The following is a 23,314-nucleotide window of genomic DNA, read 5'->3' on the forward strand; positions in this document are numbered from 1 at the left end:
CCGGGACATAGCGTTGAGCAACGGCGCCAGCCCACGAGCCGAAGGTGGCCGGGCGCGCCCGACCCCAGGAGCAGGACATGACGATGGACGCCACCCGCCAGCGCCTCCTGATGTGCCGGCCGACGTACTTCGCCGTCGACTACGCCATCAACCCGTGGATGGACCCGACCGCGCCGGTCGACGCCGAGCTGGCCATCCGGCAGTGGGAGCAGCTGCGGCAGACCTACCTCGACCTGGGCCACGAGGTCGAGCTGATCGACCCCGTGGCCGGCCTGCCGGACATGGTCTTCGCCGCCAACGGCGGCACCGTGATCGACGGCAAGGCGATGGCGGTCCAGTTCCGCGACCCGCAGCGCGCCGACGAGGCCCCCGCCTACCGGGCCTGGTTCGAGGCCGCCGGCTTCGAGATGTACGACCCGAAGCACGTCAACGAGGGCGAGGGCGACGTCCTGCTGGTCGGTGACCACCTGCTCGCCGGCACCGGCTTCCGTACCGCCCACGCCTCGCACGCCCAGCTCCAGGAGGTCTTCGGTTACCCGGTGATCACCATGCAGCTGGTGGACCCGCGCTTCTACCACCTGGACACCGCGCTGACCGTGCTCGACGAGCGGACCGTGGCCTACCTGCCCGAGGCGTTCTCCCCCGGCAGCCAGGCCGTGCTCCGCCGGCTCTTCCCCGACGCGATCCACGCCACGATGGCCGACGCGGAGGTGCTCGGCCTCAACGCGGTCAGCGACGGCCGTACCGTGGTGCTGCCGGCGCAGGCCACCGACCTGGCCGCGAAGCTGCGCGACCGGGGCTACCAGACCATCGGCATCGACCTGTCCGAGCTGCGCAAGGCCGGCGGTGGACCGAAGTGCTGCACGTTGCGACTCCGTCAGGGAAAGGCGAGCAAGTGATCGTGGACGACATGCTGCGGACGCCGTCCGCGGTCCGGGACGCGGAGCGTCACACCGCGCACAACTACCACCCGCTGCCGGTGGTGATCTCCTCCGCCGAGGGCGCGTGGGTGACCGACGTGGACGGTCGGCGCTACCTGGACTGCCTCGCCGGCTACTCGGCGCTGAACTTCGGCCACCGGCACCCCAAGCTGATCGAGGCCGCGCACGCGCAGCTCGACCGGCTCACCCTGACCAGCCGGGCCTTCATCCACGACCAGTTCGCCGACTTCTGCAAGGAGCTGGCCGAGCTGTGCGGCAAGGACCTGGTCCTGCCGATGAACACCGGCGCCGAGGCGGTGGAGACCGGCATCAAGGTCGCCCGCAAGTGGGGCTACCAGGTCAAGGGCGTCACGCCGGGCCAGGCCAACATCATCGTGGCCGACGGGAACTTCCACGGCCGGACGACCACCATCGTCAGCTTCTCCACCGACGAGGACGCGCGGGCCGACTTCGGGCCGTACACGCCCGGCTTCACCGTGGTCCCCTACGGCGACCTGGCGGCGCTGGAGGCGGCGATCGACGAGAACACCGTCGCGGTGCTGCTCGAGCCGATCCAGGGCGAGCAGGGCGTCGTGGTGCCGCCGGAGGGCTACCTGCCGGGGGTCCGCCAGGTCTGCACCGACCGGAACGTCCTCTTCATCGCCGACGAGATCCAGTCCGGCCTGGGCCGCACCGGCAGCACCTTCGCCTGCGACCTGGAGGGCGTCACCCCCGACATGTACCTGCTGGGCAAGGCGCTCGGCGGCGGCATCGTCCCGGTCTCCGCGGTCGCCGCGAACGCCGACGTGCTCGGCGTGCTCAAGCCCGGCCAGCACGGCTCCACCTTCGGCGGCAACCCGCTGGCCTGCGCGGTCGCCACCGAGGTGGTCCGGCTGCTGGCCACCGGCGAGTTCCAGCAGCGCTCCGCCGAGCTGGGCGAGCGGCTGCGGGCCGGCCTGGAAGGGCTGGTCGGCAAGGGCCTGGTCGCCGTCCGGGTGCGCGGCCTCTGGGCCGGCGTCGACATCGACCCGGCACTGATGAGCGGCCGGCAGGCCTGCGAGCGGCTGATGGAGCGCGGTGTCCTGGCCAAGGACACGCACGGCTCCACCATCCGGCTCGCCCCGCCGCTGACCATCACCGCCGAGGAGATCGACCACGCGGTGGCGCAGCTCGCCGCCGTCCTGGCCGGCTGATCCTCCGTACGCGCGAAAGGGCGCCGGGACCACGACGGTCCCGGCGCCCTTGTCGTGCTCCGGCGGTCAGACCCGCGGCAGCCGCATCGCCATGGTGGGCGCCTCGGCCATCACCGAGGCGGGGGTGAACGGGGCGGCACTGGGCAGTTCCTCGGCCCGGCCGATCTGCACCCCGGGATAGAGCTCGACCACGTCGCCGGCGCCGAGCACCCGGGACTGCTGGGGGGCGAGCGCGATCCGGTCCGCGTCGTTCATCGAGCCGGCAGGGCGGATGCCGGAGCCGTTGGTGCTGGTGTCGGTCACGATCACCTCACCCACGCGGAGTTCGAAGCGGACGTGCCCGCGGCTGATCCACCGGCGGGCCTCGTCGTTGAGCCACTGGCCGAGCGTGACGCCGCCGGACTGCTCGGGTGCCCGCCCGGCGACCACCGGCTGGCTCTCGGTGAGCACGAACCGCTGGCGGACCAGCCCACCGATCCGCACCGCGAGGACCTCGGTACGCGGCCGCGGGCCGGCGTCGCCGAGCCGGGTCATGTGCCGGGGGCAGGTCGGCGCCCCGCCGCGCAGGGTGGGCGGCGGCTGCCCGGCGGGGCTGCGTTCCACCCGGGCCAGGTCGGCGAAGGCTCCGCCACCGCCGCCGGCGCCGAACAGGGCGCAGCCCGGCTCGGGGCACCGCCACTGCCGGGCCAGCAGCTTCGCGCCCGCCGCGGAGCGCGGGCCGGTCACCGGGGCCTGACCGCCGCCGACGTGGGCGATGAAGACCGGACCGCCGGCGCCCGGCACCGGGGCGAGCACCCGACCGGGCTGGCCGAGCCACGGGAGCCGGCCGCCCAGCCCGTCGAAGCGGACCCGGCTGAGCACCGGGAGACCGAGCAGGTCGGCCACCTCCAGCATCCGGTCGCCGGGCTGGTCCAGCACCTCCACCAGGCCGTCGTCCGCCCAGCGCCGGACCACCATCCGCTCGTTGGAGGTCAGGTCGGCGTCGGAGAGCAGGGCCCGGTGCACGATCGCGTAGACCGGGACGCTGTCCTCCTCCAACTGCCGGGAGAGGGCGTCGATCACCATGCCGAGCCGGAGCAGGCTGGCCGGCCGGCCGCCGTCGAGATCCTGGTAGCGGATCACCTCGGCCAGGTCGACCACGGCCCGGGCCAGCGCCGGGTCGGTGCAGACCCGACCCTCGATCGCGTCCAGCACCTTGCTGATCTCGAACCTCATGGCACGACCCTACCGTTGCCTGGTCGGAGGCCCGGACGCACCGCCGCTGCCGCCTTCGCCCGATACGCTGCTTCGGCGTCGAGGTGACGGCGCAGAGGCCGCCGGCCGCCCAGACCAAGGAGGCGCCCGCCTCGATGGTCCAGGCGTTCGGCCGCTGACCTCGGCGGCGTCGCGCGGGCGGTGCCGGTGACCGGCACCGCCCCGTCGGCCGTTGCGGGAGGTCAGCTCATCCGGCCGACGACGGTACGCAGCCGGCTCAGGTCGCGGCGACGCCGTTCGTACGTGGCCGCCAGGGTGATCAGGGCCAGCCCGCCCACCGCCAGGTAGATCCACCGGGGCATCAGGTCCCAGCTGCGGACCAGCTCGTGCAGGGCGAGCAGGGCCAGACTCACGCCGCCCAGCAGCACCGGCGCCTGCCAGCGGCGTACCGCCCCGCCGAGCACCGCGACCAGGGCGGCCACCCCGAGCAGCAACCGTCGCCACGGCTGCGGCTCGGCGGCGACCAGCACCGACACCAGGCTCGGCAGCAGCCCGGCGGCCAGGCCGGGGCCCAACGCCAGCCAGCTGGTCAGGCCCGGACGGCCCCGCAGCGCCACCAGACCGGCGGCCAGCGCCAGGGCGGCGGCCGGCACCGTGTACGCCTCCAGCAGCACCACCCCGCCGTCGGCCAGCAGCAGCCAGCAGCCGAGCAGCTCGCTGGCGCCGGCGACACCGGCGAGGATCGCCCGCCGGCGGGCCGGCTCGCCGCGCCGCACCACCCGCAGCGCGACCGCCGTCCCCCAGAGCACGCAGACCACGGCGGCGTGCCGCGGCGCGGCCACCGTCAGCAGCAACGCCACCAGGGCCACCGCCTGGGCGGCCGACTCCAGGGCCCGGGCCGGCACCGGATCCCGTCGGCGCAGCACCGGCGTGACGTGCAGGACCAACGCCGCCACGGCGAGCACCGGGAGCCCGGCGGTGCGCAGCGGAAGTCCACCGGAGAGGGTGGCGGTGACCGCGAGGCCGGTCGCCGCCGCCGTCGCCGACAGGGCGCCGAGCAGCCGGACACCGGTCGCCCGGGCCGCCGCCCCGACCACCACCGCCGCGGCGGTCAGCGCGCCCAGGGCGGCGAGCGTGCCGGCGCGGGTCGGCAGCAGCCCGACGAAGCCCGCGACCGTCCACACCGTACCGAGGGGAGCCAGGACTCCCACCCGGTCGCCGCGCGGTGCGGTCAGCGCCGCGACCAGCAGGGCGACGAGCCCCACGAGCAGGGTCACCGCCGGCAGCACCGGCCAGGGCGTGCGGGCGGCGGCCAGCAGCAGCGGCAGCGCGGCCGCCCCGAACGGCAACGCGGGCAGGCCGAGCGCGCCGACCAGCTGGCGCCCCGACCACCGCAGGGTGACCCGAGCCGCCGGCGCCCCGGAGGTGGCCGGGGGCCGGACCAGCGGGCCGACGGTCACCGCCAGCGCCAGCAGGGCCAGCCCGGCCGGCAGCGTTCCGGCCAGCGGTGCCGCGGTCGGCGCGCCGGCCCACGGCGCGACGGGCGGGCCGTACGGGCCGGCCAGCACGAGGAAGGTGGCGGGCAGGGCGGCCAGGGCGGCCACCCCGGCCAGGGCGAGGGCGGCGAGGCGGAGCGGCTCGTACCGGCCGGCGACCCGCATGGCGGCCAGGGCCAGCAGGACCGCGCCGGCCGCGTACAAGGTCAGCGGTTCTCCCGGTACGGCGAGCGGCGCGAGCCCGGCCGCGCCGAGCGCGATGGTGAACGCCGCGCCCGCGTACCCGGAGAGGTCCGGCCAGTGGCGGCGGACCGCGCCGAGCGCGACGGGCAGGACCGCGACGGCGGCGAACCCGGCCCGGGCCTGCCACCACGGGCCGGCTCCCGCCCCGACCAGCGCGACCAGCACCCCCGCCGGTACGGCGAGCAGCGCCGCGGCCAGCGCCGCCCCCGCCACCAGCGGCCGCACCCCGGTGCCCCGCCGGCCCAGCGCCGCAACCGCGACCCCGGCGACCAGCACGACCGCGAGGGCGGCGCCGGCCCCGGCCGGAGCGGCGAGGCCGACCAGCAGCCCGTGCCCGACCAGCAGCGTCCCGCCGACGGCGGCGGTCACGGCCACCGCCGTGCCGCGGGCCACCGTCACCGCGGCCAGCAGCAGCACCACCCCGACCGCCAGGTCACCGGCGAGCAGCGCCGGCCAGGGCACACCGACCGCGGCGGGCGCCGCCAGCGCGACCAGCGTGCCACCGGCGACCAGGATGGCCGGTCGGGCCAGCCGTGGCAGCAGCAGCGCCAGGGCGCCGACGGTGAACGCGACCAGCACCGGCAGCTGCCAGCCCCAGCCCACGGTCGGTGCCGGCGACGCGCCCCGCCACGGCGGCAGGGACCGGGCGACCGACCCGCCCGCGACGGCGACGGTGAGCGCGGCGGCGGGCAGCAGCAGGCCACCGGAGACCGCCAGCGCCCCCCAGCGCGGGCCGGTCCGCAACCGGCCGGGCAGCAGCCCGACCAGGCCGGCGAGCCCCACCGCCACCACCCCGGCGGCCAGCCCCAGCAGACCGGCCCGCAGCTCGACCACCGGGCGGAGCAGCGCCGCCGCCAGCACCGGCACCAGCAGCCCGCCGGCGACCAGCCGGAGCGGTCGCACTCCGGCCACCACCGTGCCGGCGAGCAGCGCCAGCCCCACCACCAGCAGCGGCCCCCCGGCCAGCAGCGGCGACCCGCCGGCCCGGCCCACCGCCAGCGGCACCAGGGCACAACCGGCGGCGACGGTCAGCGCCACCGCGTACGCCACCCAGGTGAGCACCAGCCCACCCACCGCCGGCCCCGCACCCGGCAGCGGCTCCGCACCCGCCGTCCCGGCGACCGGCCCCCCACCGGTCACCGGTCCCCCGATCGGCGCCGCACCGGCCGTCCCCCTCGTACGGCCGATCCGGACGCCCCGGCGGTGCAGCACCAGCACCGCCGCCAGGTCGAGCAGCGCCAGCCCCACGAAGACCAGCGCCCAGCCGGTCGCCCCCGGCCGCGCCCCGGCGGCCAGCAGCGGCAGCACCGGCTGGGCGGTCAGCAGCGCGGCGAACCAGGGCACGGCGAGGCGGCTGAGCCGTCCGTAGCCGACGGCGACCACAGTGGCGGCCCCGCCCACCAGGCCGGCGTACCGGGTCCCCGGCCAGCCGCCCACCCCGAACAGGTCCACCGACCAGGCGGCGTACCCGTCGAGGAGCACCAGCAGCAGACCCACCGCGGCGAACGTCTCCGCCGTGCCGCGCAGGCCGCGGCGGACCGCGACCAGCGGGACGGCCAGCACCAGCGCGGTGACCGCGGCGAGGATCAGCGCCCGGCCGGCCACCCCGACCGCCGCCCAGGCGACCGCGGTGAAGACCACCGCCGCGGTGCCCAACAGCAGGCCACCGAGGACGAAGAGCAGCCCCTGCACCGCCCGGGTGGAGGTCTCCGGCCGACCGGGCGCGAGGCTCGGGCCCCCGACCGGACCGGCCGGCGCGCGGCTCGGGCCCCCGACCGGACCGGCCGGCACGGCGACCGGGCCGGCCACCGGCACCGGTACGCCCCGGGGCGCGGGCAGCTCGGCCCGGATCCGGGCGGCCAGCTCGGTCCGCCTCCCCTGCGCCGCCAGCAGCCGGGCGGCGAGCCCCTGGTACGCCTGCCGGGCCTGCTCGGTCTCCCGTCCGAGCAGGGCGATCTCGCGGTCCAGCCGGACCACCTCGGCGGCCGGCGGGTACGGAGGCAGCCCGCAGCCGGGACAGCCTCGGCTCAGGTCGGCGGGCGCGCCGCAGCGGGGGCAGGGGTAGGCGGTGTTCTCCACCGCGCCATCCTCACCGAAGGGTCGACGGCTCCGACAGAGTGTCCGTACTCAGGGACGGGTCTGCTCGTGCACCCAGGCCGCGTACGCCGGGTCGCCGCACTCCACCCGGGACAGCAGGATCTCCGGCACCTCGTACGGGTGGCCGGAGCGCACCTGGTCGACCAGGGCCTCCGCCCGGTCCGGCGCGGTCTTGAACTGCACGGACCACTCGGTGCTGGTCTCCACCCCGGAGCGCCACCAGTAGGTGCTGTCGACCTGGCCGCCGACCTGGGCACAGGCGGCCAGCCGGCCGGCGACCGCGGCCGCCGCCAGCAGGTCGGCGACCGAACGCGCGTCCACCACCGTCGTCACCACGCAGATCTGCTCCACCTTGCGCACCCTACGCGGCGGTGACGCCGTCGCGGTTGGCGGCGACCCACTCGTCGATCCGGGCCCACCAGTCGAAGAGCCAGTCGATGCGTTCCTGCCGGTCGGTGGGGATCTCCTCCGGCGGCACCGACCAGAACCGCATCACGATCCGCTTGTCCATCGGCAGCTCGCGCCAGACGTCGGTGACGGTGAGCAGCTGGTCGAGGCCGGTGTGCGCCACGAAGATCACCCCCGCGTCGGGGGCCGCCTCCAGGGCGGCCAGCAGGCCGCCGGGCTGCGGCGCGAGGACGTGCCGCATCCGTTCGGCCCGCAGCGCCATCCGTTCGTGGCCCCGGGCCCGCAGTCGGGCGATGGCGCGCAGCCGCCGCCCGGGGGTGAAGTTGCCGCCCTCGGGAAAGATCACGAAGGCGTCGTCGTCGTCCAGGCCGGTGGCCAGGTGGCCGATCTGGCCGACCACCTCGTCGCGGCCGTCCGGCCCGGGGGCGATGAACCGGTTGGGCAGCCGGTTGAGCAGCACGTCGATCGCCGGGTCCCACTGGAGGCTGGCCTTGAGCACGATCCGTGGCTCCCGGTGGAACCAGTTGACCAGCGCGTGGATCAGGATGAACGAGTCGCCCGGCCCGGCGTGCCGGCAGAGCACCAGCTCCGGGCGGCCGGGCAGGGCGGTGTCCGGGTCGGTGCCGACCACGTCGATGCTCAGCCGCAGCGTCCACCGGGCCTGCCAGAACAGCACCCGCAGGAACCAGCCGGCGAGCACGTAGTGGGCGCGCTGGAAGGCCGGGGACCGCTTGTGCGCGCCGAAGCCCGAGGCGAGCCAGAGCACGAAGAGCGCGAGCAGCGCCGCGGCGTCCCAGACCAGGTAGACGCAGCCGATCCAGAGCAGCCGCAGCGGGCGCAGCCGGCCCGGGACGAACGGCGAGGCGGCCAGGGCGAGCAGCGCCCAGGCGGGCAGGGTGGTCACCACCAGCACCGCGAGCAGCACCACGCCGGGCGCCACGAGCAGTCGGCGGAGCCATCGCGGTGGCAGCGGCATCAGTCGTCCAGCTGGGTGGCCAGGTAGTGCCGGGTGGCCGTGTACGCGCGGCTGATCCGACGCCCCACGGCCGCCATGTCGCGGTACGCCCACGGGCTGTCGTCGCGGGGCCCACCGCCACCGGTCGGCAGCACGTGCACCCGGACCCCGTCGGGCAGCGCCGCGAGCTCCCGGGCGAACCGGTGCCGGCGGGCGATCTCGAACGCCACCTGGGCGATCTCCCAGGGGCGTCGGGGCGGGGTGAGCTCCCGCTCGATCCGGCCGACCTGGAGGACGAAGATCTGCCGGGCGCCCTGGACCACCGCCTCGCCGACCGGGATGGAGTTGACGATGCCACCGTCGACGTAGTGCTGGCCGCCGATCTCGGTGGGTGGCAGCAGCCCCGGCACCGAGGCGGAGGCGAGCACCGCCGGCACCAGTGGCCCGTCGTGGAACCAGTACTCGGCGGCGCGCTCGATGTTCGCCGCGCAGCACCGGAACGGCACCTTCAGGTCGGCGAAGGTGGTCGCCTCACCCAGCTCGCTCTCCAGCAGCCGGCGCAGCGGCCGGGGCGAGTGCAGGTGGGTACGGGCGGCGAAGCGGCGCAGCTGGCGGGCGACGGAGTCGCCGTACACCTCGCTGGCCTCGGGCGACGCCCAGAGCCGGACCAGCCGGTCGGTGACCGCCTCGGACGGGTCGGCGGCGACCAGGGCGCCGTTCACCGCCCCGATCGAGGTGCCGAGCACCATGTCCGGGCGGATCCGGGCCCGGAACAGGGCCCGGAGCATGCCCACCTCGACCGCGCCGAGCACTCCCCCGCCGCCGAGCACGAACGCCACCGGACCGCTCCCCATGCGGTCCATCCTGGCACGTCCGCGCCGCTGTGCCCGGGGCAGCCGCCGCCGACCGCCGCTTCGGACCGGCCGGTCGTCGCGGCCGGCGACCGGTCCGCCGCACACCGTCGCGGGAAACCGGACGAGGCGTTGACAGCCCGGACACATTGCCGCAACCTGATACCGCCCCCACCCCAGGCAGGTGCGATCCCGATGGCAGCAGCTCTGCAGGCCGGCAGTCTGCTGGCCCGTCGATACCGGTTGATCGACCAGGTCGGGGCCGGCGGCATGTCGGTCATCTGGCGGGCCCGGGACGAGGTGCTGGACCGGGTGGTGGCGCTGAAGGTCCTCGCCCCGTCGCTGGCCGCGGACGCCCGGTTCCGGGACATGGTCCGCGAGGAGGCCCGCTCCGCCGCCCAGCTGGTCCACCCGCACGTCACCTCGGTGCACGACTACGGCGAGGCGCTGGCGCCGGACGGCTCGATCACCTCGTTCGTGGTGATGGAGCTGCTCGCCGGCGAGGCGCTGGAGCGGCGGCTGGCCGAGGGGCCGCTGCCCTGGCCGGCGGCGGTGGAGCTGGCCGCGCAGGTCGCCGAGGCGCTGGCCGCGGCGCACCGGCTGGGCATCGTGCACCGGGACATCACGCCGGGCAACGTCATGCTGACCTCGGTCGGCGCCAAGGTGCTGGACTTCGGCATCGCCACCCAGGTCGGCGCGCCGGACGACGACGATGACGGCGGCACGTTCGGCACCCCGGCGTACGTGGCGCCGGAACGGCTGGACGGGGTCCCGGCGCAGCCCGCCACGGACGTCTACTCGCTGGGCGTGCTGCTGCACCAGACGTTGACCGGCCGGCTGCCGTACCCGGCGGACACCTGGGAGCAGCTGGCCACGGCGCTGGAGGGCGGCCCCCCGGGGCCACCGGACGTGCCGGGGCTGCCGCCCGCGGTGTCCCAGGTCTGCGCGCGCTGCCTGGCCCGGGATCCGCACGACCGGCCGACCGCCCGCCAGGTGGCGGCCGCCCTGCGCGACCTGCTGCTGCCGGCCGATCCGCAGGCCGCCACGATGCTGGCACCGACGGTCACCCTGCCGCTGGTCCCCCGGCCGGCCGGCGGCCCGGCGGCGGGGGCCGGGCCGGTGCCGGCCCGCCGCGGGACGCGCCTCACCCTGGTGGCCGTCGTGGCGCTGGCGGTCGCGGCGGCGCTGGCCGTGCCGGCGCTGCGACCGGACCGGTCGCCGCCGCTGGTGGCGCCGACCGCCGCCCCGACGACCACCTCCGTCGCGCCGACGACCACCGCACCCCGGCCGGCGCCCGCGCCGTCCCGGACGACCGGCCGGCCGCCGGTCCGGCCGACGACGGCCGCCCCGCAGCCCGGGGAGAGCCTGATCGAGGTGGCCGCCCGGGTGGAGGGCCTGATCGGCGACGGGGTGAGCGCCGGTGACATCCGCTCGGACGTCGGGCTGGACCTGCGCAACGAGCTGCGCAACCTGACCGCCGCGGCGGGCGACGGGCGCGGCGACCTGGCCACCCCGGTGGCCCGGCTGCGCGAGAAGGTCACCGTCCGCCTCCGCGAGGGCGCGATCACCCCCGAGTACGCCCGGCAACTGGACGCCGCGATCGTCGCCCTCGGCGCCGCCCGGGTCTGACGACCGTCAGCGGGCCGCGATCGGCTCGCGGACGACGCTGAGCGCCTGCCGGCGGTAGATCTCCTCGTAGCCCCGCGCCATCCGCTCGGTGGAGAAGTTCTCCGCGACGTGCGCCACGCAGGCGGCCGGGTCGAGGCGGTCCGCCGCCCGCAGCGCGGCCGGCAGCTCGTCGGCGCGCTCGCAGATCAGCCCGGTCACGCCCGGCCGGACCAGCTCCGGCACCGCGCCCCGGTTCAGCGCCACCACCGGCGTGCCGGTGGCCATCGCCTCCACCATCACCATGCCGAACGGTTCCTCCCACTGGATCGGCATGATCAGGCAGCGGGCGTGGAGCAACATCCGCAGGGTCTCCTGCCGGTCGGCGTTGAGCACCACGTCCACGTCCTCGTCCAGCATCGGCACGACGACCTGCTCGTAGTAGCGGCGCTCGGCCGGCTCGTTGCACTTCCCGGCCAGGGTGAGCGGCAGTCCCGCCGCCCGGCACGCCCGGATGGCCAGTTCGGGGCCCTTGTCCGGGCTGAACCGGGCCAGCCAGAGCACGGGCCCGCGGCCGGTGGCCCGCTTGTGCGGGATGTCCCGCACGTCCATCGCGTTGTGCACCGTGCCGACCCAGGGCAGCCCCGGGTTGGCCCGGCGCTGGGTGTTCGAGATGGCCACCAGGCCCACCCCGCGGTCGGTGTCGCCGAGCACGTCGCCGTACTCCCCCACCGGGTTGCCGTGCACGGTGGCGACGGTCGGCACCGTACGCCGGCGGGCCACCAGCGGGCCGATGGTGGTGTGGTCGTGCACCAGGTCGAAGTCGGCGGGGTCGAGCAGCTGGCGGACCCGGGAGAGGTGGGCCAGCTCGGGCAGCGACTCGCCGAGCCGGTCGAACTGGAGGTCGGGCACGGTGGAGACGAAGTCGGCGGCGGTTCCGTGGTGCTGCCCGGCGCCGAAGACCGTCACCGCGTGGCCGTGCCCGACCAGGGTCTCCACCAGGCCGGCCACCACCTGTTCGAGGCCGCCGTAACCGGGCGGCGGCACCGACAGCCACGGCGGGACCACCATGGCTATCCGCAGCGGCCGTTCGCCCGCCCGGTCGGCCGGAAGGTGGTGCACGGCCACGAGTCCTCCCCCGATGTGCCCGGTGAACGTGATCGCTGGCGCTTTCCCCGCCGCCACGGCGGCAAACGGTGCTCAGCCGGTCAGCACCAGGCGGGCGTCGACCGTCCGCACGCCGGGGGCGGACCAGGCCACCCGCTCGGCCTCGTCGCGGTCCCGGGCGGTGCGTACCTCGCCGGTGAGCAGCACGGCGTCCCCCACCAGCCGGGCGTCGACCCGCCCGGTGCCGGGCCGCCGGCGCAGGGCGCGCAGCAGGTCCCGGACGACCTCCTCGGGCGGGGGCGGGGCCGCCGGCCGGACCTCGACCAGGTCGGTCACCCCGCGTACGCCCCGCAGCCGGCGCAACTCCCCCTCGGCGGTACGCCGTTGCCAGCCGAACTCGACCTCGCCGCGGAGCACCACCCAGCCGTTGGCGACGGTCACGTCCAGCCGCTCGGCGGGGACGAAGCTGTCCCACTCCAGCGCCCGGGCAGCCGCGATCGCGATCTCGGTGTCGGTCGGCTCGTCGTCGGGTTCGAGGCGTACCTCGATGTCGCCGGCGACGGCGCGGACGCCGGTGACGCGGTGCGCCGCGCGTTCCACCGCCCACTTGCGGGCGTAGCTGTCCACCCGGCCGGTCAGGGTGACCACCCCGTCGCGGACGCTCACCCCGATCTCCCCGGGCCCGACCCGGGCGTCCCAGCGCAGCTCGTCGAGGACGGCGCGCTGGAGATCCGGGTCGGTACGGGTGGCTGCCGTGGTCATCGCGTCCCCCTCGGCTCGGCGCTCCTCGCGCGGCCAGCGTGCCCGCCGCCCGGGTGAGGCCGGTTCACCCGGTCCGGGTGAGCCGGCCGGGGAAGAAAAACGGGCGGCGGGTGACGCGCCAACCCCCTTGGCTCGTCACCCGCCGCCCCGGCGGGAGGTGCGTCGCGCCAACCCCCTTGGCCCGTCGCCCCGCCCCCCGGAAGGAAGCCGATGTCGTTATGACGTTTCGGAGAGCGTCGCGGTTGCCGTCTGGGCCGAACCGTTTCGCTTGAATTCCACCTTGACCCGGTCGCCGACCTTGCCGGCCTGCACGGCGCCGACGAGGTCGTTCGAGTCGTTGATCACCTTGTCGCCGAACTTGGTGATCACGTCGCCGCGCTGGAGGCCGGCCTTCTCCGCCGCGCTGCCCGGTACCACCGCGGCGACCAGGGCGCCGCCGTCCTCCGCGGCGTTCACGCTGACCCCGAGCGACGGGTGGCTGACCTTCTCGCCGCGCTGGAGCTTGGTGGCGACGTCCTTGGCCTTGTTGCTCGGGATGGCGAAGCCGAGGCCGATGTTGCCGTTGCTGCCCTGCCCGGCGGTGGCGATCGCGGTGTTGATGCCGATCACCTGGCCGCGCGTGTTGACCAGCGCGCCGCCGGAGTTGCCGGGGTTGATCGGGGCGTCGGTCTGGAGCAGGCCGGAGATCGAGCTGGCGCCCTGCTGCGGGTTCGGCTGCTGCTGGCCCTCGCCGGCCTGGATGGTCCGGTCCCGGGCGCTGAGGATGCCGGCGGTGACCGAGCCCTGGAGGCCGAGCGGGCTGCCCAGGGCGAGCACCTGGTCGCCGACCTGCATGGCGTCGCTGTCACCGAAGGTCGCCGCCTTGAGGCCGCTCACCCCGCTGGCCTTCACCACGGCGAGGTCGGTCTTCGGGTCGGTGCCGACGATCTTGGCCTGGGCGGACTTGCCGTCGGCGAAGACCACCCGCACGGTGTCCCCGCTGGCGGAGGCGACCACGTGGTTGTTGGTGAGCACGTAGCCGTCGCCGCTGAGGATGACGCCGGAGCCCTCACCGCTGTCGGTGATGATCGACACGACGCTGTCCTGCACGGCGGCGGCGATCTTGGGCAGGTCGGCGCTGTTGATCACCGGTGCGGCGGTGTAGGTGCGGGTGGGGCCGTTGTTGTCGCCCACGGCCAGCGCGAGCGCGCCGCCCGCCACGCCGGAGCCGAACATCAGGGCCAGTACGGCGACCCCCGCGCCGACGAACTTGGCCGCCCGGCCGGGTCGGTGCGGCGTGGCCTGCCCCCACGGCGGCACCGGTGCGCCCGGGTGCTGCGGCTGACCCGGGTAACCGGGCTGGCCAGGGTGACCCGCCGCCCAGCCGGACTGCTGCTGCGGATACTGCTGGCCCTGGTACCAGTGGGCGCCGGGGTACTGGCCGCCCTGCTGCTGGGCACCGGGCCAGGACGAGCCGGCATATCCGGCGGTGCCGTAGGGGCCGGGGGCCGGAGCGGCGCTCGCGGTGCCGTAGGGACCGGAGGCCGGGGCGGCGCTCGCGGTGCCGTAGGGACCGGAGGTCAGGGCCGCGCCAGGCGTGCCGTAGGGGCCGGAGGTCGGGGCGGCGGCCGGGTGCCCGGTGGTGGGTGCGGCCGGGTGGTCGGCGGTCGCGTCGGCGCCGGTGGTCGCGTCGTCCGTCCTCGGGAAGGCGGCGGTCGCGTCGCGTCCGGCGGACGGGAAGGCGGTGGTCGGGGTGTCACCGGTGGGGTCGACCCGGCCGGCGTCGGTGGCCGCGCGCTCGCCGGTGCCGGTGGAGGAGTCGGCCTGCCCGCGCTCGGCGCGGGGCAGCTCGGCGGTGGGGTGCGACGGCTTGGCGTCGGAGGTGGCCGGCCGCCACTGCGGGTCGGTCTCGTGCTCGCTCATGGGTACAGCTTTCCCCTCGCCACTGCGATCCGCCTGGAACCCGCCTGAATGTTCGCTGGAAGTCACTCGTCCTCACCCTCGGTCTCCGGGATCAGCGGCAGCCGCACCCGGAAGGTGGCCCCACCGCCCGGGGTCTCGGCCGCCTCCACGCTGCCCCGGTGGGCGGCGACCAGGGCCGCGACGATGGCCAGCCCGAGACCGGTACTGGTGGCGCCGGTGGCCCGCCGGGTCCGCGCCGCGTCCACCCGGTAGAAGCGCTCGAAGACCCGTTCCGTCTGCTCGGGGGTGAGCCCCGGACCGGTGTCGGCCACCTCGACCACCGCCAGGTGGCCCGGTTCGGTACGCAGCCGCAGGGTCACCGCCGCCTCCGGCGGAGTGTGGGTGAGCGCGTTGGTCATCAGGTTGCCGATCACCTGGCGGAGCCGGGCGTCGTCGCCGTACACGACCAGCGGGCCGGCGCCCGGCTCGATCTCCAGCTCGATCCGGCGTTCCGGGGCGACCACCCGGGCCGCCTCGACGGCGTCGGTGGCCAGCACCGGCAGCTCCACCGGGGCGAGCGACAGCGGTCGCTCCCGGTCCAGCCGGGCCAGCAGCAGCAGGTCCTCGACGAGCAGCCCCATCCGGGAGGCCTCGTCCTCGATCCGGCGCAGCAGGTCACCGGTCTGCTCCGGCTCGCGGGCCGCGCCCTGCCGGTACAGCTCGGCGAAGCCGCGGATGGTGGTCAGCGGCGTACGCAGCTCGTGCGAGGCGTCCGCGATGAACTGCCGCATCCGTTCCTCGGAACGCCGGGCCCGCGCCTCGGACGCCTGCGCGGCGTACGCCGCCTCCCGGGCGCTCGTCTCGGCAGAGCGGGCGGCCGTCTCGGAGGCCGCCCGGGCGGTGAAGGCCACCTCGATCTGGTTGAGCATCGCGTTCAACGCCCGGGAGAGCCGGCCCAGCTCGGAGGTGGCGCAGAGCTTCCCCTCCTCCGGGTCCGGCACCCTGCGAGTCAGGTCGCCGCCGGCGATGGCGCCGGCGGTACGTTCGATCTCCACCAGGGGCTTGAGGCTGGTCCGCACGATGGCCGCGCCGATCGAGGCGAGCAGGATCAGCACCGCCCCGCCGACCAGCAGGTCTATCCAGATCAGCCGCTTGACGGCCTGGTCGACGCTGGTCAGGTGCTGGCCGATCGCCATGTAGGTGCCGTTGCCGAGGTCGATGTAGAGCATCCGCCAGCGGGTCCGGCCGTCCTCCGAGCGCACGGTGAACGGATCCCCAACCTTGGCCGCGAAACCTTGGACATCGTCGGGAACCTGTGGCAGCTCGGTCCAGCTCAGTCCGCGATAACCGTACGGCCCCCCCACGCCGAACTGCTGGGACGCCTTTGCGGCCACGTACTCACTGGGAATGTTGATCTCGATGGGGCGGCCCTGCGCCCGGGCCAGCACCTCGGCCACCCCGGCCTGGTCCCGGTTCAGCTGCGCGTCGACCTGATCCATCAGGTAGTTGCGCAGGAAGTACGTGGTGAGGGAGCTGATCACCACAAGTGCCGCGGCGACCAGGGCGAGGACGGCGGCGACCAGCTTGACCCGCAGCGGGACGCTCCTCAGCTTGCCCTTGGCCTCGGCGACCGCGTTCACGCCGCCGGCTTGCGCAGGACGTACCCCACGCCGCGCAGGGTGTGGATCAGCCGGGGCTGGGTGTTGTCGACCTTGCGCCGCAGGTAGGAGATGTACGACTCGACGATGTTGTCGTCACCGCGGAAGTCGTAGTTCCACACGTGGTCGAGGATCTGCGCCTTCGACAGCACCCGGTTGGCGTTGAGCATCAGGTAGCGCAGCAGCTTGAACTCGGTCGGCGACAGCTGCACCCGCTGCCCGGCCCGGTGCACCTCGTGGGTCTCCTCGTCCAGCTCCAGGTCGGCGAAGGTGAGCCGGGACGGGGCCTGCTCGCCGCTGGCGGTACGCCGCAGCACGGCGCGGATCCGGGCGGTGAGCTCCTCCAGGCTGAACGGCTTGGTGACGTAGTCGTCGCCGCCCAGGGTCAGCCCGCGGATCTTGTCGTCGGTGGCGTCCCGGGCGGTCAGGAAGACCACCGGGGTACGCGTACCGCCCTCGCGGAGCATCCGGATCACCTCGAAGCCGTCGAGGTCCGGCAGCATCACGTCGAGCACGACGAGATCGGGGCGGTGGTCCTTGGCGGTGCTCAGCGCCGAGCTGCCGCTGGTCGCGGTCGCCACGTCGAAGCCCGCGAAGCGCAGGCTCGCGGAGAGCAGTTCGAGGATGTTGGGGTCGTCCTCGACGACGAGCAGTCGCGCCTCGGTCTGGGTAGCGGCCATGTGCCCATCATCCGCGCGGTGCCTGCGGGTGCGCTGGGGGCTTCCTGGAAAAACCCTGTGAGCCGCGCCGCCCCGAGCTCCCGGACGGCTCAGCGCAACAGCCGGCGCAGCCCCTCCAGCGCCCCGTCGAGCAGTCGGATCGCCGTGCGCAGCTGCGTGTCGGTGAGCCGTCCGGCCCGGACCAGCGCGCCCACCTCGACGGTGAAGGCGGCCAGCCGTTGGTCGAACTCGGCCAGCAGTGGCGAGCCGGCGCTCGGCGGCGGGGTGGACGGGGCGGTCCGGTGCGGCGGGGGCGTCCAGCCGGAACGGCGGGTCTGCCGGGTGGCGTCGCGCAGCTCCCGCTTGAGGTCCCGGACGGAGCCGCGTACCTCGCTCTGGATCTCGCCGGCCAGCCCGGAGAGGTCCTCGACGGAGGCGGTGATGTCCGATTCCAGGGCGTCCACCTCGCCGGCCCGCTGGCGCAGCTCGGCCCGACCGGCGTCGGTGATCCGGTAGACCTTCCGCCCACCGGCGGCGGTGTGTTCGACCAGCCCCTCGGTCTCCAGCCGGGCCAGCCGGGGGTAGATCGTGCCGGCGCTGGGCGCGTACAGGCCGAGGAAGCGGTCCTCCAGGAGGCGGATCAGCTCGTATCCGTGCTTCGGGCCGTCGTCGAGCAACTTGAGCAGATAGAGCCGGAGCCGCCCGTGACTGAACACGGCGGTCACGGCTGCTCCTCACGGTCGGTGTCGTCGTCCGTCACCGGCCGGGCGAGCAGCGCGATGCTGCCGGAGGTGGCGGAGGCCCAGAGCTTACCCGCGCCGCCACCGAGCACCCCGTGGCTGTCCTTGGTGGCGCCGAACCCGCCCAGCACCTGGATCTCGGGGAACCCGCTGGTGATCCGACCCGAGGTGGTGTGCAGGTGCACGGCGAGGTCGCTGTCCTCGCGGACCCGGACGGTGATGCTGCCCGAGATGGCGTTGAGCCGGATCTCACCGCCCCGGGGGTTGTCCAGGTCGCAGGTGATGGCGCCGGAGACGGTGCTGGCCTCGACCCGCTCGGCGGCGCTGTCGGCGAGGATCACCTCGCCGGAGACGGCCTCCAGGGTCAGGTCGCCGGCCACGCCGAGCGCCTCGACCGGTCCGGAGGTGACCTTGGCGAAGGTCCTGCCGCGCAGCCCCATCAGGGTGATCCGACCGGAGGTGACGTCGACCCGGGTGTCGCCGCGCAGGCCGGAGGCGACCAGCTCGCCGGCGACCAGGCGCAGGTCGGCCAGGACGTCCGCGGGCACGGCGATCGAGACGTCCGCCCGGAACCGCCGGCCCAGCTGCCCGAGCCACCACTGCAGGCCGGTCCACTTCGGGCGTCGCTCGTGACCCACCCGGAGCCGGCCGTCGCGGTGTTCCACGATGACCGGTCGCTGGCTGACCCGGGTGATGTCCACCCGGGCCGGCCCGTCGGTCGCGACCACGTTGAGCCGCCCGCTGACCAGACTGACGTCCAGGTGGGTGAGGGGCCCGTCCAGCGTCATCCGCTGCGGGCTGTCGACGGTCCAGCTGGTCATGGCGGGCCTCCCTCTCGACGACACGCACCGGCGGCGCGTCGAACGAGGGGAGCATAACGCGATACATCGCGACTGAACAAGACTGTCGCGAGTTGCCGGGCTGTCGGGGCGCCGACAGCCCGGCCGGCGCTCAGGCGGCCAGACCCAGACCTCCCGTTCCGGCCACGGCGCCACCGCCCGGCACGGCGGCCGCCGGCACCGCCGCCCCCGGCGCCGTGACCACCGGGACCCGGCGCGCCGGGCACGGTGCGACGGCCGGCACCGGCACCAGGTGGATCGCCGACTCGGCGGCCCGGGCCAGCAGCCGGCGGTCCGCCCCCGGCGCGGGATGCAGCGCGGCGGCGGCCGAGACCGACACCACCAGGTCACCGGCGGCCAGCACCCGGCGCACCGACCGCCAGAGCGTCTCGTCGCCGACGAAGGCGGGGGTGGCCGTGCCGGCCCCGGTGGACGCGTCGCGGTAGCCGATCCGCAGCGGCACCACCGGCGCCCCGACGTCGATCGCCGCCTGGAACACCGCCGGGCGGAACCCGCCGCCGGGGCGGCAGCCGGGCGGGCCACCGCACCAGGTCGTACCCTCCGGGAAGACCGCGACCGGGCGACCGGCGCGCAGGGCGGCAGCCACCCGGGCCACCGTCCCCGGCAGCGTCCGCGGCCGGACCCGGTCCACCCAGATCGTGCCGGCCGCCGCTGCCAGCGCCCCGACCAGCGGCCAGTCCCGCACCTCGCGCTTGGCCACCATCCGCGCCGGCTGGACGGCGAGCACCGCCAGCACGTCCAGCCAGGAGACGTGGTTGGCGACCAGCAGCGCCCGCCGGCGGGGCAGCCGGCCGGCGAGGACCAGCCGCACCCCGAAGGCGCGGATCGTGCCGCGCGCCCAGGCCCGGACCGCGGCCGACCGCTCCCGCGCCGGCAGCACCGGCACGACCGCGGCCAGCGCCGCACCCAGCAGCAGCATCCCGAGTACGGCCAGCAGCCGGCCGGCCCGACGGGCCATTGGGACGGCCCCACCCTCCCCCGGCCCGGGCAGGCAGTCCGGGCCGCAGCCCGAGGCGGGCCACCACGGGTTCCGCCCGGCGCTCACCGCTGCTCCCCGCCGAGGAAGTGCCGCAGGTAGCGGGGGTTCATCCGGTCCAGCGAGAAGAGCACGTAGAAGTCGGCCACCCCGAAGTCCGGGTCGTACGCGGGCTCGCCACCGACCCACGCGCCCAGCCGCAGGTAGCCGCGGAGCAGCGGCGGCACCAGCGCCCGCGCCTCCCCTGCGCCGACCGGCTCCCCGGCCGACGGCGGCGCCTCGGCGAACCACGGCCGGTGCGGCCGGACCCGCAGCGGCGGCGGCGCCAGGTGCTTCGCCCGGACCTGCGCCCACGCCGCCGCGGCGGCCCGACCCCCGTCGGCCACCGGCACCGACGCGCAGCCGCCCAGCCAGCGCGACCCCCGCAGGTGCAGGTAGCGGGTCAGCCCGGCCCACATCAGGTTGATCACCGCGCCGGAGCGGTGGTCCGGGTGCACACAGGACCGGCCGGTCTCCACCAGGTCGTCCCGGAGCGGATCGAGCGCGGACAGGTCGAACTCGCCGTCGGCGTACCGGCGGTCGGTCCGCCCCGGCGGCAGCAGCCGGTACGTGCCGACCACCGCCCCGGTGCTCTCCTCGCGCACGATCAGGTGGTCGCAGTGGGCGTCGAGGTCGTCGGAGTCCAGGCCGGTGTCGGCACCGGCCAACCGGGCGCCGAGTTCGGTGGCGAACACCTCGTGGCGCAGGCGTTGCGCGGCCGCGACCAGAGACGGGTCGTCGGCGATCAGCAGGGTGTATCCGCTGGTCGTGATGGGTGCGCCAGCGGCGTGCAGAACGGCCATGGGATCTGTGTAAGGTGCCCGGGTTGCCGGCTGCGGTGGCGACCGGTGTCGATCCGGTGAACGCCGGCCGGCCGGCAAGGAAGGGCCCCGCTCGACCACCCTGGGAGACAGCTGATGATCATCGAGGCGCGCTTCAACGGACCGCCCGGCTCCGGCAACGGCGGGTGGAGCGCCGGCGTGTTCGCCGCCGCGCACGGCGCGGCCACCGGCCCGGCCGAGGTGACCCTGCGCCGGCCGCCGCCGCTGGACACCCCGCTGCGCCTGACCGAGGGCGCCGTGCACGACCCCGAGGGGGCGCTGGTGGCGCAGGTCGCACCGGTGGACGGCTTCCCGGCCGAGGTGCCGCCGGTGGACCGGGCGACCGCCGAGGCCGCCGCGGCGGCGTACCCGGGGCTGGTGGACCACCCGTTCCCCGGCTGCTACGTCTGCGGGCCGCAGCGCGCGGACGGATTGCGGATCTTCCCCGGCCGGCTGCCGGACGGGCGGACCGCCGCGCCGTTCCGGGTGCCGGCGGACGTCACGCCGGCCACCGTCTGGGCCGCCCTGGACTGCCCAGGCGGCTGGGCGGTGATCGCCCCCGGCCGGCCCTACGTGCTGGGCCGCATCGCGGTGGTCGTGGACCGGCTGCCCGAGCCCGGCGACGAGTGCGTGGTGGTCGGCGCGCAGGCCGGCGGCGAGGGCCGCAAGGCGCTGGTCCGCACCGCGCTGTACGGGCCCGCGGGCGACCTGCTCGGACACGCCCGCGCCACCTGGATCGCCCTGCCGGCGTCCTGATCCGGGCACCCGTGTCATCCCTGAGGATGATCATCTCCTGCCGGAGGTGGAGGCGGCGTTCCGGAGTGCGCCTGATTGACCAGGTTGCGCGGGCTTGCCAGGCTGTGCTGCGGCGCCACCGCAACGGCGCCGCACACCGGCGCGTCCACGCGCCACCCACGATGGGAGAACGATGTCTGACGGGCAGCGAAGCCCCACCCCCGGTGACGGCCAGATCGTGGTCTCCGGCCTGACCAAGCAGTACAAGAACCTCCGGGCGGTCGACGACCTGTCCTTCACCGTCCGACCCGGGCGGGTCACCGGCTTCCTCGGGCCCAACGGCGCGGGCAAGACCACCACCCTGCGCATGCTGCTGAACCTGGTCACCCCGACCGGTGGCACGGCCACCATCGACGGCCAGCGGTACGCCGACCTGACCGACCCGCTGCGGCACGTCGGCGCGGTGCTGGAGGCGTCCAGCGCGCACAAGGGCCGCACCGGGATCAACCACCTGCGGGTGATCTGCGCGGCGGCCGGGCTGCCCCGCGGTCGCGCCGACGAGGTGCTGGAGCTGGTCGGGCTCACCCCCGCGGCGAAGCGGAAGTTCAAGGGCTACTCGCTGGGCATGAAGCAGCGGCTGGGGATCGCCGCGGCGATGCTCGGCGACCCCCGGGTGCTGATCCTCGACGAGCCGGCGAACGGCCTCGACCCGGAGGGGATCCGCTGGATGCGCGGCTTCCTCAAGGGGCTGGCCGCGCAGGGCCGTACGGTGCTGGTCTCCAGCCACCTGCTGTCGGAGATGCAGCTGCTCGCCGACGACGTGGTGATCATCGCCGCCGGCAAGTTGGTCCGCCAGGGGCCGGTGGATCAGGTGATGAGCTCGATGACCGCCGGCGGGCGGGTGCGGGTCCGCACCCCGCAGGCCGAGGAGCTGGTCGCGGCGCTGCGTGAGCAGGGCGCCACCGTCACGCCGGACGAGCACGGCGCGCTGCTGGTCGACGGGGTGGACGCCCCCACGGTCGGCCGTGCCGCGCTCGCCGCGAAGGTCGAGCTGCACGAGCTGAGCACCGAACGGCCCGACCTGGAACGGGTCTTCCTGGAACTGACGGCCGGAAAGGCGGGCATCCGATGAACCTCGTCCGGTCCGAACTGCTCAAGATCCGTACGACCAACGCCTGGTGGCTGCTCGGGCTGGGCGCTTTCCTGTCGCTGGTGCTGGCCTTCGCCTTCAACGCCTTCTACGCCCACCAGGTGCTCGGCGGCAACGCCGAGGAGTTCGGCGCGAGCGGCGAGTCGGCGACCGCCGCCGGCCAGGCGGCGAACATCTACACCTCGGGGCAGTTCCTCGGGCTGCTCTTCGTGATGCTGATCGGCATCCTGATGGTGACCAACGAGTTCTTCCACCAGACGGCGACCACGACGTTTCTGACCACTCCGCGGCGCACCTCGGTGATCGTCTCGAAGCTGATCGCCGCGTCGCTGCTCGGCTTCGCCTTCTGGCTGGTCACCACGCTGATCAACCTGGCGGCCGGGGCGATCTTCCTGACCGTCGACGGGCACGGCGCCCAGCTCGGCGAGTGGACGGTGCACCGGGCGCTGCTGTTCAACCTGCTGGCGTACGCGATCTGGACGATTCTCGGGGTGGGCATCGGCACGCTGATCCCGAACCAGCTCGGCGCGGTGATCACGGCCGCGGTGGTCTACCTGATCGGCACCCAGGTCGTGCAGCTGCTCTTCTTCGCCCTCTCCACCTGGCTGGACAACCAGGCGATCCTGAAGTGGCAGGTGCTCTGGCCGGCCGTGGCGTCCCAGGTGATGATCGCGGGCCAGGGCTCCGACCTGCTGCCCGCCTGGTGGGTCGGCGCCCTGGTGCTGGTCGGCTACGCGCTGCTCAGCGGCGTGGCCGGCGTGTTGATCACGCGCCGGCGGGACATCGCCTGACCGGCGGGGACCCGGCTTCTCGGCGGCCCCGGACCGACGCTGCGTGACAGCACCGGTCCGGGGCCGCCGGTCGTTACCAGGAGTCGACCTGCCCCGCAGGGTTTGCCGAACTTCTGGCATCTTCTGTGAAACGGGCCACCCGGCGGAGGCGAGAATGCCTGGCGCTGGTCCAC

20 protein-coding genes are annotated in these 23,314 nt (G+C 75.3%); 6 read left to right on the plus strand and 14 right to left on the minus strand.

Going from position 1 to position 23,314, the window contains the following annotated elements:
* Positions 1-44: 44 nt before the first annotated feature.
* Both ddaH and rocD read left to right on the plus strand, forming a co-directional pair.
* On the plus strand, positions 45-899 hold the full coding sequence (gene ddaH, locus GA0074704_RS26440) for a dimethylargininase (protein ID WP_377471590.1): 855 nt from the start codon (positions 45-47) through the stop codon (positions 897-899).
* Positions 899-2,113: an ornithine--oxo-acid transaminase gene (gene rocD / locus GA0074704_RS26445; RefSeq protein WP_172880991.1), complete on the plus strand. Its 1,215-nt coding sequence runs from the start codon at positions 899-901 to the stop codon at positions 2,111-2,113. Before ddaH ends, rocD begins: the two co-directional genes overlap by 1 nt.
* Positions 2,114-2,179: 66 nt before the next feature.
* On the opposite strand, the gene GA0074704_RS26450 is transcribed toward rocD, so the two are convergent.
* The 5 genes from GA0074704_RS26450 to GA0074704_RS26470 all read right to left on the minus strand — a co-directional run bounded on the left by GA0074704_RS26450 (position 2,180) and on the right by GA0074704_RS26470 (position 9,360).
* Complete coding sequence (locus GA0074704_RS26450; protein WP_088972987.1) at positions 2,180-3,328, minus strand: FHA domain-containing protein; 1,149 nt, start codon at positions 3,326-3,328, stop codon at positions 2,180-2,182.
* Positions 3,329-3,549: 221 nt separating this feature from the next.
* On the minus strand, positions 3,550-7,125 hold the full coding sequence (locus GA0074704_RS26455) for an SCO7613 C-terminal domain-containing membrane protein (RefSeq protein WP_088972988.1): 3,576 nt from the start codon (positions 7,123-7,125) through the stop codon (positions 3,550-3,552).
* A gap of 48 nt (positions 7,126-7,173) precedes the next feature.
* On the minus strand, positions 7,174-7,494 hold the full coding sequence (gene cutA / locus GA0074704_RS26460) for a divalent-cation tolerance protein CutA (protein WP_088974001.1): 321 nt from the start codon (positions 7,492-7,494) through the stop codon (positions 7,174-7,176).
* Positions 7,495-7,504: 10 nt separating this feature from the next.
* Entirely contained in the window at positions 7,505-8,527 is a 1,023-nt protein-coding gene (locus tag GA0074704_RS26465) for a 1-acyl-sn-glycerol-3-phosphate acyltransferase (protein WP_088972989.1), read from the minus strand.
* A complete protein-coding gene (locus GA0074704_RS26470) occupies positions 8,527-9,360 on the minus strand; it encodes a patatin-like phospholipase family protein (protein WP_088974002.1) in 834 nt (277 codons plus the stop codon). The genes GA0074704_RS26465 and GA0074704_RS26470 overlap by 1 nt, the downstream gene beginning before the upstream one ends.
* A gap of 192 nt (positions 9,361-9,552) precedes the next feature.
* On the opposite strand from GA0074704_RS26470, the gene GA0074704_RS26475 reads away from it, so the two are divergent.
* The gene (locus GA0074704_RS26475) at positions 9,553-10,986 is read left to right on the plus strand and encodes a serine/threonine-protein kinase (RefSeq protein ID WP_088972990.1); all 1,434 of its coding nucleotides are present in this window, start codon (positions 9,553-9,555) and stop codon (positions 10,984-10,986) included.
* 6 nt (positions 10,987-10,992) lie between these two features.
* Here the strand turns inward: GA0074704_RS26475 and GA0074704_RS26480 are convergent, their stop codons facing one another.
* From GA0074704_RS26480 to GA0074704_RS26520, 9 genes are all read right to left on the minus strand, one after another.
* Positions 10,993-12,033: a glycosyltransferase family 4 protein gene (locus tag GA0074704_RS26480; RefSeq protein ID WP_088974003.1), complete on the minus strand. Its 1,041-nt coding sequence runs from the start codon at positions 12,031-12,033 to the stop codon at positions 10,993-10,995.
* Positions 12,034-12,162: 129 nt separating this feature from the next.
* Positions 12,163-12,831: a BON domain-containing protein gene (locus tag GA0074704_RS26485; protein ID WP_088972991.1), complete on the minus strand. Its 669-nt coding sequence runs from the start codon at positions 12,829-12,831 to the stop codon at positions 12,163-12,165.
* A gap of 216 nt (positions 12,832-13,047) precedes the next feature.
* Positions 13,048-14,733 carry a trypsin-like peptidase domain-containing protein gene (locus GA0074704_RS26490; protein WP_088972992.1) on the minus strand — a complete coding sequence of 562 codons (1,686 nt, stop codon included), beginning with the start codon at positions 14,731-14,733 and terminating at the stop codon, positions 13,048-13,050.
* Positions 14,734-14,795: 62 nt separating this feature from the next.
* Positions 14,796-16,352, minus strand: a complete 1,557-nt coding sequence (locus GA0074704_RS26495) for a sensor histidine kinase (RefSeq protein ID WP_088972993.1) — start codon at positions 16,350-16,352, stop codon at positions 14,796-14,798.
* Positions 16,349-17,050, minus strand: coding sequence for a response regulator transcription factor (locus GA0074704_RS26500; RefSeq protein WP_088972994.1), 702 nt, complete (start codon positions 17,048-17,050; stop codon positions 16,349-16,351). The genes GA0074704_RS26495 and GA0074704_RS26500 overlap by 4 nt, the downstream gene beginning before the upstream one ends.
* An 89-nt stretch (positions 17,051-17,139) precedes the next feature.
* Positions 17,140-17,754: a PadR family transcriptional regulator gene (locus GA0074704_RS26505; protein ID WP_088972995.1), complete on the minus strand. Its 615-nt coding sequence runs from the start codon at positions 17,752-17,754 to the stop codon at positions 17,140-17,142.
* The gene (locus tag GA0074704_RS26510; RefSeq protein WP_088972996.1) at positions 17,751-18,590 is read right to left on the minus strand and encodes a DUF4097 family beta strand repeat-containing protein; all 840 of its coding nucleotides are present in this window, start codon (positions 18,588-18,590) and stop codon (positions 17,751-17,753) included. The genes GA0074704_RS26505 and GA0074704_RS26510 overlap by 4 nt, the downstream gene beginning before the upstream one ends.
* Before the next feature lie 130 nt (positions 18,591-18,720).
* Positions 18,721-19,587, minus strand: a complete 867-nt coding sequence (locus GA0074704_RS26515; protein WP_088972997.1) for a lysophospholipid acyltransferase family protein — start codon at positions 19,585-19,587, stop codon at positions 18,721-18,723.
* A gap of 83 nt (positions 19,588-19,670) precedes the next feature.
* Positions 19,671-20,447: a GNAT family N-acetyltransferase gene (locus tag GA0074704_RS26520; RefSeq protein WP_088972998.1), complete on the minus strand. Its 777-nt coding sequence runs from the start codon at positions 20,445-20,447 to the stop codon at positions 19,671-19,673.
* A 114-nt stretch (positions 20,448-20,561) separates the two neighbouring features.
* Between GA0074704_RS26520 and GA0074704_RS26525 the strand changes: the two genes are divergently transcribed.
* The 3 genes from GA0074704_RS26525 to GA0074704_RS26535 all read left to right on the plus strand — a co-directional run bounded on the left by GA0074704_RS26525 (position 20,562) and on the right by GA0074704_RS26535 (position 23,141).
* Positions 20,562-21,221 (plus strand): hypothetical protein, encoded by a 660-nt coding sequence (locus GA0074704_RS26525; protein ID WP_088972999.1) that lies wholly within the window; start codon positions 20,562-20,564, stop codon positions 21,219-21,221.
* Positions 21,222-21,393: 172 nt separating this feature from the next.
* Positions 21,394-22,332 (plus strand): ABC transporter ATP-binding protein, encoded by a 939-nt coding sequence (locus tag GA0074704_RS26530; RefSeq protein ID WP_088973000.1) that lies wholly within the window; start codon positions 21,394-21,396, stop codon positions 22,330-22,332.
* Entirely contained in the window at positions 22,329-23,141 is an 813-nt protein-coding gene (locus tag GA0074704_RS26535) for an ABC transporter permease (RefSeq protein ID WP_088973001.1), read from the plus strand. The genes GA0074704_RS26530 and GA0074704_RS26535 overlap by 4 nt, the downstream gene beginning before the upstream one ends.
* Positions 23,142-23,314 lie beyond the last annotated feature (173 nt).

The sequence above is a fragment of the Micromonospora siamensis genome, assembly GCF_900090305.1.
Lineage (GTDB): Bacteria > Actinomycetota > Actinomycetes > Mycobacteriales > Micromonosporaceae > Micromonospora > Micromonospora siamensis.